The sequence below is a fragment of the Klebsiella sp. DY2415 genome, assembly GCF_026314315.1.
Taxonomy (GTDB): Bacteria; Pseudomonadota; Gammaproteobacteria; order Enterobacterales; family Enterobacteriaceae; genus Klebsiella; species Klebsiella ornithinolytica.
Genome location: NZ_CP111115.1, coordinates 4,583,827 through 4,598,312 on the forward strand (window position 1 = coordinate 4,583,827; position 14,486 = coordinate 4,598,312).

Genomic DNA, 14,486 nt, shown 5'->3' on the forward strand with positions numbered 1-14,486 from the left:
AATGTCTGCCGGGCTATCAGGCCCCCTTCTCAGGGAGCGGCAAAAGCCCCGGCGTTACTTACTGCTCACCGGCAGCCCCGTCCCCTGGGCATCGCCCTGAGGTTTTTCCAGTACCGCCACGGACCAGGCTGGCAGGGTAATCGCGCCATTGGCCGCAATCTCCACGCCGCTCGCCAGCGATCCGTCACCGGCAGCCTGCTGGATGGTGCTCAGCTGCAGATTGTCGCCGATGAAATCATTGAGGGTCCGGCTCTCGGATGCGGCGTTGATCGCCACCACCAGCCCATCAACCCGGCTATCGAGACTCGCCCCTGCCTGCACGCCATCATCGATGGTCATGATCAGCAGACCGGCCTGCTGATCTGGCCCGGTATTACGGAAATCCACGCGCTTCATCACCGCGCTGCCGTCGCCTAAGGTGAACAGCGGGGAGGATTTACGCAGCCCGGTCAGCTCCTGGTAGAATGCGGTCATCTGCTTCAGCTCCGCTTCGCCAGGCGTGGCAACCATCTCTTTAACGCGAGAAATCACCTCATAGTTGCTGCCGTCATCGCTGATGCGCGGCATCCCGACATTAAAGTTATTGTCCTGCATGGCATAGTCCACGCGGTTAAACCAGTCGCCGGAGTCGTAGGAGTCGCGGGTAAAGGATTTCGAGCGCAGCAGTTCAGAACCCTGCTGGTCGAAAGCAATCCCCTGCCCCAGCATCACCGTCGCCAGCGACACCGCCTGCATCCGCACGCGCGTATTCAGGTCAGCCTGCTGCGCGGCTTTGTAGGTAATCATGTCCCACAGCGTCTGGTTGTCGTGCTTCGAAACATAGTTGACGACTTCCGTCGGGTCAGCGGCATAGCCGCCAGGTGCGCCGTTATAGTCAATTTCGCTGCCTTTCTTCACCGCGCCGTCTTTATCGATCAGGATAAAATCGGCAAGGTTACCGGCCATCCCCAGACGAGTCAGGTCGGCCAGGTGATGAACCTGGTCATCGTTCAGACGGGTCAGCTCGTTGGGCAACACGCCCGCGCCGCTGCCAACCCCCTGGTTTTCACGCAGCGCATCGCCGGAATCGAACGGGCCGCCGCCGCGGACGGCGTCGCGCAGACGATCGGAGAACGTACCGATGCCGGTGCCTTTCAGGTTGATCTGCGAGGCAATTTCAAAGCGATCGCTCTGGTTAGAGTCCCAGCCTTCGCCGAAGAAGTAGATATCCGGGTTCAGAGCCTTAATGCGATCCCACGCCGAAAGAATTTGCGCTTTCGGGTGATAGCCCATCAGGTCGAAGCGGAAACCATCGATTTTATAATCCGTGGTCCACACCGCCAGCGAATCGGCAATAAGCTTCGCAAACATCCGATGCTCAGGCGCTGAATCCGAACAACAGGTGGCTGACTCAACGCTGCCGGTGCTTTCATTCAGACGCTGATAGTACCAGGGCACTATTTTATCCAGCACCGACGTACGGTCAGTTGGTCCGGCGGCATTAGTATGGTTGTACACGACATCCATAATGACGTTCATGCCCAGATCCTGCTTGATCGTCTGAATCATGGTGCGAAACTCTTTGATGCGCGTCGTCCCTTCCGGATTGGTCGCGTACGAACCTTCCGGCACCGTATAGTGGAACGGATCGTAACCCCAGTTATAGGAGTCGGTCTGCGCCACCAGGGTGTTCAGCGCCTGAACCTGCGGATTGTCCTGGCTATCGCCCTGCTTCAGCTGATTGAGCACCTCTTCAACGGTGGAGCCGCTGGAGCAATACCCGGCAAATTCGCTGCTCTTCACCGCGCTGTTAACGTCGCACAGGTGGCTGAACGACTGCTGGATATCGGCGACTTTATCGCTGAACTCGTTGACCGTTGCCAGATCGAAGACCGGCAGCAGCTCAACGTGCGTGACGCCTGAAGCGGAGAGCTTCTTCAGATGCTGCACCATATTGCTGTCGCCGGCGGTCAGCGCAAGGTATTTACCGCGCAGTTCGGCCGGAACGGTCTGATCCCAGGCGGAGAGATCGCGAATGTGCGATTCATGAATCGTCATTTTCGCCAGATCGGCTTTGGTTTTCTGAGCATGCGGCATTGTCAGACTATCCCAGCCTTCTGGCTTAAGATCGCTGTCGTTGAGGTCAACGACCTGACTGTATTCCGAGTTAGTGGATAAGCTATGGGAGTACGGGTCAGTCACTTCATACTGTTCAACCTGGCGCGACTGCGGATGGTAAACCGTCAGCGCGTAGCGATAGAACGCTCCTTTCAGGTCGCTACCGCCCTGCCATGTCCAGGAACCCGATGCGCTGTCACGGGTCATCGGATGGCTGGCCACCACTTTTTTATCCGCGCTGTAGAGCACCAGATCGACCTGCTGCGCGGTGGGCGCCCACAGACGGAAATTGACCCCGCCGTCGCTCATCTGAGCCCCGTAATTCAGCGCTTCCGCCGCCGGCGCATAGGTATCATCCAGTACGCCCGCCGTCTGCACCTGGGTGGCGGAAATCAGGATCCCGTCCTCTGCGGCGGCAATGGCTACCGTTTCCCCCTGCAGCAACTCATCCGTTTTGGCATCATCCGGCAGTTTAAACGCCGCATAGCCTGAAAGCTGCGGGAAACGCATGCTGACCTGCTGGCTGATGGTGGTTGGCGTCAGCTTCAGGTAACGGTCGGTAAATTTTCCTTCGCTATCGGCCGCCACTTTGCTGCTGTGGCTGTAGTACAACCGGACGATTGGCTTGTCTTCGCCAGCCGGCCACAGCAGCGTCGTTTTATCAACCCAGTGCGCTTCGGCAAGCGCCACGCCGAAAGCGGCGCGGAAGGCGTCAGCGCGAGAGTCATAGATCGCGCTGTTACCCGCGATCACCGATACCGTGCGATCGGTGAAGTCGCCAAAGGACACGCGCAGGTCGCTGTCGATCAACTTGTTGGTGCCATCTCTGACGATGACGTTGATACAACCGCTCTCTTTATTCAGTGGAATGACCCAGTACGGGCCGTATTTATCGCTACCGGCCGGCGTCGTGCTGACGTCATTCCAGTCGGCTACCGGCGCGCTTAAAGCATCGCAGGTTTCATTATTCCAGAGATACAGGTTCTTACTGCTGTAATCCGCCGGGCTGGTACCGGTGATCCCGGCAATATCAACCAGATGGATGACGGCCTGATTCGCCGTCGCCATCACGGCCTCACCAGGAACCGCCACATCGGGTAAACGAACAACGACATCCTGGTTATCAGGATTGCCAGGGTTATCAGGTGAACCAGAGGAAGAAGATGAAGAACTATTATCGCAGCCGCTAAGTAAAATCAACGAGCCAAGGAATAGGGCATTACAGGTATATCTGAGCATTCGATAGTCCCTAATATGCTTAATAATTTATGAAAGGTAAGAAAAGATGTTTATCTGTAAAGCGTCGCAATTAGATATTTTTGTTTTCTCCGGTTCAATCATCCATTAACAATTAATGGGGGGGCGTAGGTGGCCGGGGGAGTAAAAATAAAAAGGGAATGACGACCCGGATCGCGAAACTCATTATGATTCGCGACGACAAATCCGGTTTCTCGCAATAAAAGCTCGCAATATAAAAAACCACCCACCAATATAGGTAGGGGTACTGTATCGCCTCGAGGGAAATAAAATGAGCAACGGAATAAAAAGATATATTTCTGTGATGCAGTTAACACTAATAAATAAAAAATACATGCATTACGCACCGCATATTGCCATGCTCGTCACCTTATTACTGATTGGCCAACAGCTGGCAAAATTAAGCTGGCGAATGATACTCCCTGCTTCCTCTCCAGGTATTGAGATGAATGACGCGCCGGAGATCGCCGCGCTCATCCCGGCACCAAAAGCTGAATTACCGGTATTCACACTGTTCGGTCGCGCAGAAAAAAAACCGCCGTCATCAGCACATGACGGCAGCCTCGAACAGGCCCCGATCTCTTCCCTTAAGCTGCGGATTACCGGCCTGCTCGCCAGCAGCGACGCGGCCCGCTCGATTGTCATCATGGCAAAAGGAAATCAACAGGTTAGTCTGATGACCGGCGACAGTACACCGGGTAATGAAGCCCGGATTATCGCCATTCTGCGCGATCGCATTATTGTCAGCTACCGGGGCAGAAATGAAGCAATTTTACTCGCTGATGACCCCACGGCGAAAACCGCTGGCGCCCCTGGCACCGCGCTTAATTCATCACTCAGCCAGATTCGCCAGCAGCCGCAAAATATTCTTAATTACCTCAATATTTCCCCGGTCATGGTCAATCAACAGCTCAGCGGATATCGGCTTAATCCCGGCAAAGACCCCACGCTTTTCCGTGAATCTGGTTTACATGAAAACGATCTGGCGGTCGCTTTAAACGGACTTGATCTTCGCGATCGGCAACAGGCTCAGCAGGCATTAAAACAGCTCCCGGAGCTCAGTGAAATAACCCTAACCGTCGAACGCGAAGGCCAGCGACAAGATATCTATTTAGCATTGAGGGATGAATAATTGGCAAAGACAACGATTTTCCGCCTGATTTTCACCACTCTGATGATATTCAGCTCGCTGTTATTCAGGCCGCTGCACGCGGAAGAATTCTCCGCCAGCTTTAAGGGAACCGACATTCAGGAATTTATTAATACCGTGAGTAAAAACCTGAATAAAACGGTCATCATTGACCCCAGCGTACGCGGCACTATTACCGTCCGTAGTTACGATATGCTCAACGAAGAGCAATATTATCAGTTTTTCCTCAGCGTACTGGATGTCTATGGTTTTGCCGTTATCAATATGAATAACGGCGTGCTCAAAGTGGTACGTTCGAAAGATGCCAAAACCGCCGCGGTCCCGGTCGCCAGCGATGCCGCCCCCGGCGAAGGGGATGAAGTCGTGACCCGCGTGGTTCCGCTGACCAACGTGGCCGCCCGCGATCTGGCGCCGCTGCTGCGCCAGCTCAACGATAACGCCGGGGCCGGCAGCGTGGTGCACTACGAGCCGTCCAACGTGCTGCTGATGACCGGGCGCGCGGCGGTGATTAAGCGCCTGCTGACCATTGTCGAACGCGTCGATAACGCGGGCGATCGCAGCGTAGTCACGGTTCCGCTCTCCTGGGCCTCCGCCGCCGACGTCGTCAAACTGGTCACCGAGTTAAACAAAGACACCAGTAAATCTGCGCTTCCCGGTTCGATGGTCGCGAACGTGGTCGCCGACGAGCGTACCAATTCGGTACTGGTGAGCGGCGAGCCGAATTCACGGCAGCGAATTATCACCATGATTAAACAGCTCGACCGCCAACAGGCGGTACAGGGCAACACCAAAGTTATCTACCTCAAGTACGCCAAAGCCGCCGACCTGGTGGAGGTGTTAACCGGCATCAGCAGCACCCTGCAGAGCGACAAGCAGAACGCGAAACCGGTGGCCGCGCTGGATAAAAATATCATTATCAAGGCCCACGGCCAGACCAACGCCCTGATTGTCACCGCCGCGCCGGACGTGATGAACGATCTTGAGCGAGTGATCGCCCAGCTGGATATACGCCGTCCGCAGGTGCTGGTGGAAGCAATCATTGCCGAAGTTCAGGACGCCGACGGCCTCAACCTCGGCGTCCAGTGGGCCAACAAAAATGCCGGGATGACCCAGTTCAACAACAGCGGTCTGCCGATGTCGACGGTGATTGCCGGCGCCAATCAATACAACAAAGACGGCACGGTCACCACTTCGCTTGCCAGCGCGTTAAGCTCGTTTAACGGCATCGCCGCCGGGTTTTACCAGGGCAACTGGGCGATGCTGCTGACCGCGCTCTCCAGCAGCAGCAAAAACGATATTCTCGCCACCCCCAGCATCGTCACTCTCGACAACATGGAAGCCACCTTTAACGTCGGCCAGGAAGTCCCGGTGCTCAGCGGTTCGCAAACCACCTCCGGGGATAACATCTTCAACACCGTTGAACGTAAAACCGTCGGTATCAAGCTCAAGGTCAAACCGCAGATCAACGAAGGCGATTCGGTGCTGCTGGAGATCGAACAGGAGGTCTCCAGCGTCGCCGACTCCGCCTCCAGCACCAGCGCTGATTTAGGGGCCACCTTCAACACCCGCACGGTGAATAATGCGGTGCTGGTGGGCAGCGGCGAAACGGTGGTGGTCGGTGGACTGCTGGACAAAAGCGTCACCGATACCGCGGATAAAGTGCCTCTGCTCGGGGATATTCCGGTTATCGGCGCCCTTTTCCGCTCCAGCAGTAAGAAAGTCTCCAAACGGAACCTGATGCTGTTTATCCGCCCGACCATCATCCGCGATCGCGATAGCTACCGTCAGGCCTCTTCGGGCCAGTACAACGCTTTTAACGAAGCCCAGACTAAACAGCGCGGCAAAGAGAACAACGAGGCGTTGCTGAGTGACGATCGGCTGCATATCTACCCGCAGCAGGACACCGTGGCTTTTCGCCAGATAAGCGCCGCCATCGATGCCTTCAACCTCGGAGGCAAACTATGACGCCAGCAACCGAGGCTCGCCCGCTACTGCCCTTTGTCTACGCCCGCGCCCACAATATCGTGCTGCTCAGCGATGGCGCGACGTCTCTGGTCCGCTGCCTGCGCAGCACGTCCGCTCAGGCGTTGCTGGAGGCGCGGCGGGTCGCGGATGGCCCGATCGCCGTTGAACATCTCTCCGCTGAAGAGTTTGAAAAGCTGTTGCTGCTGAGCTACCAGCGGGACTCAGCAGAAGCCCGGCGCATGATGGCCGATATCGGTAACGAGCTGGATTTATACACCCTGGCCGAAGAGCTGCCGGACACCGACGACCTGCTGGACAGCGAGGACGATGCGCCAATCATTCGCCTGATTAACGCCATGCTCACCGAGGCCATCAAAGAAAAAGCCTCTGATATTCATATCGAAACCTACGAACGCCATCTGCAAATTCGCTTTCGGGTGGATGGCGTCCTGCGCGAAATCCTGCGCCCACAGCGCCGTCTCGCCGCCCTGCTGATCTCACGCATTAAGGTCATGGCAAGCCTCGACATCGCGGAGAAACGCATTCCGCAGGACGGGCGCATGGCGCTGCGCATTGGCGGGCGCGCCGTCGATGTTCGCGTCTCAACGCTGCCTTCCAGCTACGGCGAACGCGTGGTGTTGCGTCTGCTGGACAAAAACAGCGTCAACCTCGATCTGCTCACTCTGGGGATGCCGCCCGCGCTGTTGCAGCAGGTCGACGATCTGATGGCTCGTCCGCACGGCATTATTCTGGTTACCGGCCCCACCGGGTCGGGAAAAAGTACCACCCTGTACGCCGCCCTCAGCCGGCTCGACGCCCGGGAGCGCAATATCATGACCATTGAGGACCCGGTCGAATATGAGCTGGAGGGTATCGGCCAGACCCAGGTCAACGCCAAAGTGGAGATGACCTTTGCCCGCGGGCTGCGTGCGATTTTGCGCCAGGATCCGGACGTGGTGCTGGTGGGGGAAATTCGCGATGGCGAGACGGCGCAGATCGCCGTGCAGGCCTCGCTGACCGGACATCTGGTGCTCTCCACGCTCCATACCAACAGCGCGCTGGGGGCCATTTCACGTCTGCAGGATATGGGCGTCGAGCCGTTTTTGCTCTCCACTTCGCTGCTGGCCGTCATGTCACAGCGTCTGGTGCGCCGCCTTTGCCCGCACTGCCGCCAGTCGCAGCCGGCCGATGCGCACACCGCCGGCCAAATGGCCATCGCCCGCGGAACGCCGCTGTGGCGGGCGGTCGGCTGCGCAGAGTGTAGTTTTACCGGTTATCGCGGACGCACCGGGATCCATGAACTGCTGCGGATTGACGATCGGGTGCGCATGGCCATCCACCGGGGAGAAAATGAATTAACGCTGATTCAGCAGCTGGGGTCGGACTACACCACTCTACGGGATGCCGGGCGGGAAAAGGTGCTGGCCGGAATCACCAGTTGGCAAGAGGTGGTCAGAGTGACCGAACAGCGCGCGGGAGAAGCAGACTAAAATGGCTATCTTCCGTTATCAGGCGCTCGATGAGCACGGTAAAACCCAGCGCGGCGTGCAGCAGGCCGATTCCGCCCGTCACGCCCGCCAGCTGCTGCGGGAAAAAGGCTGGCTGCTCCTGGAGATTCACGCCGTTGCGCAGGCCACGCCGGGCTCCCCTCGATCGCTGCTGACGCGGCGCACCAGTGCCAGCGATCTGGCCTTGCTGACCCGCCAGCTGGCCACGCTGGTGGCGGCCGCCATCCCACTAGAGAAAGCGCTGGATGCCGTGGCGCAGCAGTGCGAAAAAGCCCATCTCAAGACCCTGATGGCGGGCGTGCGTGGCAAGGTGCTTGAAGGCCATTCGCTGGCGGAATCCATGCGCGGTTATCCGGGCTGTTTCGACCAGCTGTACTGCGCCATGGTGGCCGCCGGGGAAACCTCCGGCCATCTTGACGGCGTCCTGAACCGGCTGGCGGACTATACCGAACAGCGCCAGCAGCTGCGCGCCCGTCTGCTGCAGGCGATGATCTACCCTATCGTCCTGACGCTGGTCGCTATCAGCGTGATCGCCATTTTGCTCTCCACGGTGGTGCCCAAAGTCGTCGACCAGTTTGTCCATATGAAACAGGCGCTGCCGTTCTCCACCCGCCTGTTGATGGCCCTCAGCGATCTCGTCCGTACCGCCGGCCCCTGGCTGTTGCTGGCGCTGATCGGCGGAGGCCTGCTGCTGCACTACGCCCTACGTCAGCCCGCGCGGCGCCTGCTGTGGCACAAACAGCTGCTGCGCCTGCCGCTGATCGGTCGGGTCGCCCGCAGCATCAACAGCGCCCGCTATGCCCGAACCTTAAGCATTCTGAACGCCAGCGCCGTTCCGCTGCTGCTGTCGATGCGCATCAGCGCGGAAGTGCTGAGCAACGCGTGGGCACGCCGCCAGCTGGAGGCGGCCACGGAGTCGGTACGCGAAGGCATTAGTCTGCATCGCGCCCTGGAAATGACCGCCCTCTTCCCGCCGATGATGCGCTACATGGTGGCCAGCGGCGAACAGAGCGGAGAACTCAACGGCATGCTCGAACGTGCCGCCGACAACCAGGACCGCGAACTGAGCGCGCAAATCCAGATGGCGCTCAGCCTGTTTGAACCTCTGCTGGTGGTGGCGATGGCTGGAATGGTGCTGTTTATCGTTCTGGCGATCCTGCAACCGATCCTGCAACTCAACACCCTTATGAGTATGTAATTGTCTTAATGGAGAAAAATATGCAACGGCAGCGCGGCTTCACGTTACTGGAAATTATGGTGGTGATTGTCATCCTCGGCATTCTCGCCAGCCTGGTGGTGCCCAACTTAATGGGCAACAAAGAAAAAGCGGATCGCCAGAAGGTGGTCAGCGATCTGGTGGCGCTGGAGGGGGCGCTGGATATGTACAAACTGGACAACAGTCGTTACCCCAATAGCGAACAGGGTCTGCAGGCGCTGGTCAGCCGACCGACCGCCGAGCCGCAGGCGCGTAACTACCCGGAGGGCGGCTATATCCGCCGTCTGCCTCAGGATCCGTGGGGCAACGACTATCAGCTGCTCAGCCCCGGACAGCATGGTCAAATCGACGTGTTTAGCGTTGGCCCTGACGGAATGCCGGACACCAACGACGATATTGGCAACTGGAATATCGGGAAAAAATAGTGCGACAGCGCGGCTTCACGTTACTGGAAATGATGCTCATTTTGCTGTTGATGGGCGTCAGCGCGGGCATGGTGATGCTGGCGTTTCCGACATCGCGCGAGGATGACGCGGCACAAACTCTTGCGCGCTTTCAGACGCAGCTGCGCTTTATCCGCGAACGCGGGCTACAGACCGGCCAGTTCTTTGGCATCTCGATTCACCCCGATCGCTGGCAGTTTATGCTGCTGCAACCGCGCGATGACGCTGAGGCGAATCCCGGCACGGAGGAGAGCTGGTACGGTTATCGCTGGCTGCCGTTACCGCCGGGTCGCGTCGCCACCGCAGGCAAGGTCGCATCGGGAAAACTGACCCTGAGCTTCCCGCATGATGCCCAATGGACCCCGGGGGAACAGCCCGATGTTCTGCTGTTTCCCGGCGGCGAGGTCACGCCGTTTCAGCTGCAGATCGGCAGCGCCGAAGGGATCGCCGTCGATGCCCGCGGCACAATCCGCTCAGCCCGACAGGATGATGGACGATGAAAGCACAATCCGGAATGACGCTCATCGAAGTCATGGTCGCCCTGGTGGTCTTTGCCCTGGCCGGGCTCTCCGTCATGCAGGCGACTCTCCAGCAGACCCGCCATATGGGGCGGATGGAGGAGAAAACCCTCGCCGGCTGGCTCGCCGATAACCAGCTGGTACAGCTGAAGCTGGAAAATCGCTGGCCGGCGCTGAGCAGCTCGGAAACCACGGTACAGGCGGCGGGAAGCCGCTGGTATATCCGCTGGCAAGGCGTGGAAACGGAAATCCCGCAGCTGCGGGCGCTGGATGTCGAGGTCCGTCACGATAAGCGTGATAAGACGCCGATCGCGTCCCTGCGCACCTACGTGACTCAGCCATGACCAGAGGCAAGATGCACGGCTTCACCCTCGTGGAAATGCTGCTGGCGCTGGCTATTCTGGCGGCGCTGAGCATCGCCGCGATGGCGATTATGCAAAACGTCCTCCGCGCGGATAGCCTGACCCGGGAAAAAACGCTGCACGTTGAGGCGCTGCAACGCACCTTCAGCCAGATGGCCGCCGACTTCAATCAGATTATCCCGCGCCGCAGTCGCGAGAGCGCCAGCCTCTTTTTTGCCGGACGTTTTCAGCTCCACAGCGATGACTGGGCGATAGCCTTCAGCCGCAACGGCTGGCCGAATCCATTGGGGATGCTGCCGCGCTCCGAGATCCAGAACGTCAGCTACCGCCTGCGCCAGCAGCAGCTGGAGCGGCTGAGTTATGATCAGCAGGACCCGCTCACCGGCGTCGAACCGACGGTGGACGTCCTGCAAGAGGGCATCCAGGCCTTCCGTCTGCGCTTCTATGCCAATGGCCGCTGGCAGGAGCGCTGGGACAGCACACAAAGCCTGCCCCAGGGGCTCGAAGTCACCCTGACGCTGGACGGCTACGGGGATATCACGCGCCTGTTTCTGATAACGCCCGGAGTCAGCCAATGAACCAGCGACAGCGCGGCGTTGCGCTCCTGATGGTGCTGCTGATCCTGGCCCTGATGATGGTGCTGGCAAGCGCGATGACCGAGCGCACGGCGCGCCTCTATCAGCAAACCGCCACCACCCTCGATAACCTGCAGGCAAAATGGTATGCGCTAGGGGCGGAAACCATGGCCGCCGCGCTGCTCCAGCGCGATGCGCTGGACTCTCCGAACCAAACTCATCTGGCGCAAAACTGGGCGCAGGAGGGGCGCCGCTTCACGGTCAACGACGGCGAGATTAACGCGACCATCACCGATGGCCAGGCCTGCTTTAACCTCAATGCGATCAACCGCGGCAGCGGCGAAGAGAGCGAAGAGATCCCCTGGCCGGCGCGCGCCTTTACCCGCCTGCTGGAAAACCTCGGCACAGAGCCGCTACGGGCGCTCCAGCTCACCGCCGCGCTACGCGACTGGATCGATGGCGACCGGGCGCCGCGCCTCAACGGCGGCGAAGATGAGGTATACATGGCGCGCTCGCCGGGATACCTCACCGCGAATCAGAAGATCCAGGACGTCAGCGAACTGCGGCTGATTGCCGGAATGGACGCCGCGCTGTATCTACGCCTGCTGCCCTTTGTTTGCGCCCTGCCGGACGACGCCCTGCAGCTCAACGTGAATACGCTCAGGCCAGACCAGGCCCCGCTGCTGATGGCGCTCTTTCCCGCCGGCGTCAATCTCCAGCAGGCGCGCCAGCTGCTGCAGGATCGCCCGCGCAGCGGCTGGAACAGCGTTGCCGCTTTCCTGGCTCTGCCGGCTTTACAGCAAAGCGATACCGCCGCCGCCCGCCCGTGGCTGACGGTTCACAGCGAGCGGTTTGTGGCCGCCTTCACCGTGGTCATGGGCAGCACGCGTTATCAGCAGCGGAGTGTCCTGCAAAAAGAGGGGCGGACTTTCCGTATTATCCAGCGGCGTTATGGACTCTATAGGGTGGCCGATGAATCACGATAAAACAGCGCAGCGGGAGATGCTCATTGTGCGTCTTGCTGCCCCCGAGCGCCCCATCGCCTGGCGACTGACCTGCCCGGGTGACCCGCAACGGGAAGCCTGCGGCGAGTGGTCCGCCACCGGCGCTGACTCCACGCTCCCCGATCTGGCGCAACGCTATCCCGCCTGGGTACTGGTCCCGGCCAGCGACTGCGCCTTCCACCACGTCACGCTCCCGGCGGGCCTGCGCAAAGCGCCGCAACAGGTGGTGCCGTTTTTACTGGAAGAGCAGCTGGCCACCGACGTCGACGAGACCCACTTCGCCCTGCTCCACCGTCAGCGCGAGCACTGTGCCGTCGCGGCAATAGCACGGCAGAAGATGGCCGCCTGGCTCACCCGCTGCGACGAGCCAGGGCTCAATATTCTTGCGCTGACGCCGGATGTATTGACGCTGCCCTGCCACCCCGATCGCTGGAGCGCGGTACAGGCCGATGACCAATGGCTGATTCGCCAGGACGCCTGGCGCGGGATGGCGGTAGAAACCCCGTGGCTTGCGGAATTACTCGCGGCCTGGGAAACGCTGCCGCCGATCGATTGCTATTCCCCGCCGCCTGCCATCTCCGTCCCCTGGCGCGCGCTCGCGCCGCAGGATGTGCTCGCCCTGGCGGCGGCGAACCCGGCGGCCCGGCGGATCTGTTTACGTCAGGGGGCCTTTGCGCCAAAGCGTCGCTGGCAGCCGGCCGGCCGGCGCTGGCGCCCGACGCTCGCCGCGGCGGCAGCGCTGGCGCTGCTATGGAGCACCAATACCGTGCTTGACCACCTTGCCCTGAGCCGCCAGGCGGATGCGGCCCGGGAGGCCAGCCAGGCGTTTTATCGCCACTGGTTCAAAAACGATAAAAACGTTATCAACCCGCGGCTGCAGATGCAGCAGCACCTGCGCCAGCTGGAGGCAACAACCGCCACCTCACCGCTGGTCGCCCATATTCGCACCTTGCAAAATATGGTCTCCGATACCCCGGGGATTCAGCTGCGGGCGTTGACCTGGGATGCTGCCCGCAATGCGCTTCAGCTCGATATTTCGGCGGTTTCTTCACGGGCGCTGGAGCAGTTCACCGCCCGCGCGCAGGCCGGTTTTCGCGTGCGTACAGGAGAAATGAAGCCCCGCCCCGACGGAATTGAAGGGCGTCTGACGCTGGAGGGCAACGATGGCTAACTGGCTTATGTTATGGCAACAGCGCACCCGTCGGGAACAGCGTCTGTTAATCGGCATGGGGCTGCTGCTGGCGGTGGGCATCATCTGGTACGCGCTCTGGCAGCCGTGGCTCAGTCGGGAAGCCCGCTGGCAACAAATGCTGGTCAGAGAGCAGGCAACCCTGCGCTGGATGCAGCAGCAAACGCCCCGGCTCCAGCAGCTAGCCCGCCACACGCCGGAGGCCGCGACCGCGACGAAGGAGGATCTCTCCGCGGTCATCATGCGTGAAGCCACCCGCCAGGAGCTGGCGATTGTCCGGCTACAGCCGCAGGGCACCCGGATAAACGTGACGTTGCCGGCCTGCACTTTTCAGGCGCTGATGACCTGGCTGGACGCCCTCGCCCGCCAGGGGATCCTCGCCTCTTCTCTGGCCGTCAGCGCTCAACCGACGCAACCCGGTTGGGTGACGGTGACAACTCTGGTGCTGGAGCGTCCACATGCCCCGTAAAGTCGCGTTCGGCCTGCTGATCGCGGGGATCTATCTGTTCTGGCTGCTGTTGACCGCGCCGGCCCGTCTGCTGACTTTCGTCCTGCCGGACGGCGTCAGGGTCGGTGAGCTCACCGGAACCGTATGGCAAGGTGAGGCCCGACAGTTAGCCTGGCGCGGCGTCCGCCTTGACCACCTTCGCTGGACGCTGACCTTCTCGTCCGGCCTTCCCGGCTGGCGGGTCACGCTTGACGACCCCGACGGCTTACGCGGACACGTCTCGCTACAGGGCATGACCACGCTCCGCTTGCAGAACGGCCTTTTTACCATCCCCGCTAACCTTGCCAGGCGCTGGCTGACGCCGGCGCTGCCGGCCGAAGCCCGCGGCCAGATCACCCTGAATCTGTCGGAAGGTCGCTTTAACCAAACCGGCTGCCAGCAGGTGTCCGGCGGTCGCGTGCAGTGGCGGGAAGCGCAGCTAAGTTCTCCGGCCGGTTCCCTTGAGCTGGCCGACGTAAGCGGCAAATTTAGCTGCACGCCGGCAGGGGCGCTGGCGCTCACCCTCAGCCAGGACTCTCATCAGCTCAGCCTCACCGGCGAAGGCACCTTGAGCCCCGATGGTCGCTACGCCTTTCGCGGCAAGCTCCAGACACGTCAATCAACCCCAGCCCTCCTCACCCTGCTTGTTGCCCAACATCAGCGCCAGGATGAACAGGGACGCATTCCTTGGCAGCTGCAGGGAAAATGGTAATCA

At 60.1% G+C, this 14,486-nt stretch carries 13 protein-coding genes; 12 read left to right on the plus strand and 1 reads right to left on the minus strand.

Annotated features, from left to right (window positions below):
- Positions 1 to 54 precede the first annotated feature (54 nt).
- Entirely contained in the window at positions 55 to 3,336 is a 3,282-nt protein-coding gene (pulA, locus tag OQV00_RS21810; RefSeq protein ID WP_004858060.1) for a pullulanase-type alpha-1,6-glucosidase, read from the minus strand.
- A gap of 289 nt (positions 3,337 to 3,625) precedes the next feature.
- On the opposite strand from pulA, the gene gspC reads away from it, so the two are divergent.
- Genes gspC through OQV00_RS21870 form a run of 12 tightly spaced genes read left to right on the plus strand, consistent with a single transcriptional unit; the run spans position 3,626 to position 14,483 of the window.
- Positions 3,626 to 4,486, plus strand: coding sequence for a type II secretion system protein GspC (gspC, locus tag OQV00_RS21815; protein WP_004858058.1), 861 nt, complete (start codon positions 3,626 to 3,628; stop codon positions 4,484 to 4,486).
- Between the two features lie 42 nt (positions 4,487 to 4,528).
- On the plus strand, positions 4,529 to 6,469 hold the full coding sequence (pulD, locus tag OQV00_RS21820; protein ID WP_049814748.1) for a GspD family T2SS secretin variant PulD: 1,941 nt from the start codon (positions 4,529 to 4,531) through the stop codon (positions 6,467 to 6,469).
- Positions 6,466 to 7,959: a type II secretion system ATPase GspE gene (gene gspE / locus OQV00_RS21825; RefSeq protein ID WP_064367980.1), complete on the plus strand. Its 1,494-nt coding sequence runs from the start codon at positions 6,466 to 6,468 to the stop codon at positions 7,957 to 7,959. The genes pulD and gspE overlap by 4 nt, the downstream gene beginning before the upstream one ends.
- A 1-nt stretch (position 7,960) precedes the next feature.
- Complete coding sequence (gene gspF / locus OQV00_RS21830; protein WP_048024052.1) at positions 7,961 to 9,175, plus strand: type II secretion system inner membrane protein GspF; 1,215 nt, start codon at positions 7,961 to 7,963, stop codon at positions 9,173 to 9,175.
- A 20-nt stretch (positions 9,176 to 9,195) separates the two neighbouring features.
- Positions 9,196 to 9,618, plus strand: coding sequence for a type II secretion system major pseudopilin GspG (gspG, locus tag OQV00_RS21835; protein WP_004858049.1), 423 nt, complete (start codon positions 9,196 to 9,198; stop codon positions 9,616 to 9,618).
- A gap of 32 nt (positions 9,619 to 9,650) precedes the next feature.
- Positions 9,651 to 10,136, plus strand: coding sequence for a type II secretion system minor pseudopilin GspH (gspH, locus tag OQV00_RS21840; RefSeq protein ID WP_416309824.1), 486 nt, complete (start codon positions 9,651 to 9,653; stop codon positions 10,134 to 10,136).
- Positions 10,133 to 10,498: a type II secretion system minor pseudopilin GspI gene (gspI, locus tag OQV00_RS21845; RefSeq protein ID WP_004858044.1), complete on the plus strand. Its 366-nt coding sequence runs from the start codon at positions 10,133 to 10,135 to the stop codon at positions 10,496 to 10,498. The genes gspH and gspI overlap by 4 nt, the downstream gene beginning before the upstream one ends.
- 11 nt (positions 10,499 to 10,509) lie before the next feature.
- Positions 10,510 to 11,094 (plus strand): type II secretion system minor pseudopilin GspJ, encoded by a 585-nt coding sequence (gene gspJ / locus OQV00_RS21850; RefSeq protein ID WP_266280714.1) that lies wholly within the window; start codon positions 10,510 to 10,512, stop codon positions 11,092 to 11,094.
- Positions 11,091 to 12,077, plus strand: a complete 987-nt coding sequence (gene gspK, locus OQV00_RS21855; protein ID WP_015585122.1) for a type II secretion system minor pseudopilin GspK — start codon at positions 11,091 to 11,093, stop codon at positions 12,075 to 12,077. The genes gspJ and gspK overlap by 4 nt, the downstream gene beginning before the upstream one ends.
- A complete protein-coding gene (gene gspL, locus OQV00_RS21860) occupies positions 12,064 to 13,266 on the plus strand; it encodes a type II secretion system protein GspL (RefSeq protein ID WP_015585123.1) in 1,203 nt (400 codons plus the stop codon). The genes gspK and gspL overlap by 14 nt, the downstream gene beginning before the upstream one ends.
- Positions 13,259 to 13,753 carry a type II secretion system protein GspM gene (gspM, locus tag OQV00_RS21865; protein ID WP_064357507.1) on the plus strand — a complete coding sequence of 165 codons (495 nt, stop codon included), beginning with the start codon at positions 13,259 to 13,261 and terminating at the stop codon, positions 13,751 to 13,753. The genes gspL and gspM overlap by 8 nt, the downstream gene beginning before the upstream one ends.
- Entirely contained in the window at positions 13,743 to 14,483 is a 741-nt protein-coding gene (locus tag OQV00_RS21870; RefSeq protein WP_015585125.1) for a type II secretion system protein N, read from the plus strand. Before gspM ends, OQV00_RS21870 begins: the two co-directional genes overlap by 11 nt.
- Positions 14,484 to 14,486: the final 3 nt, after the last annotated feature.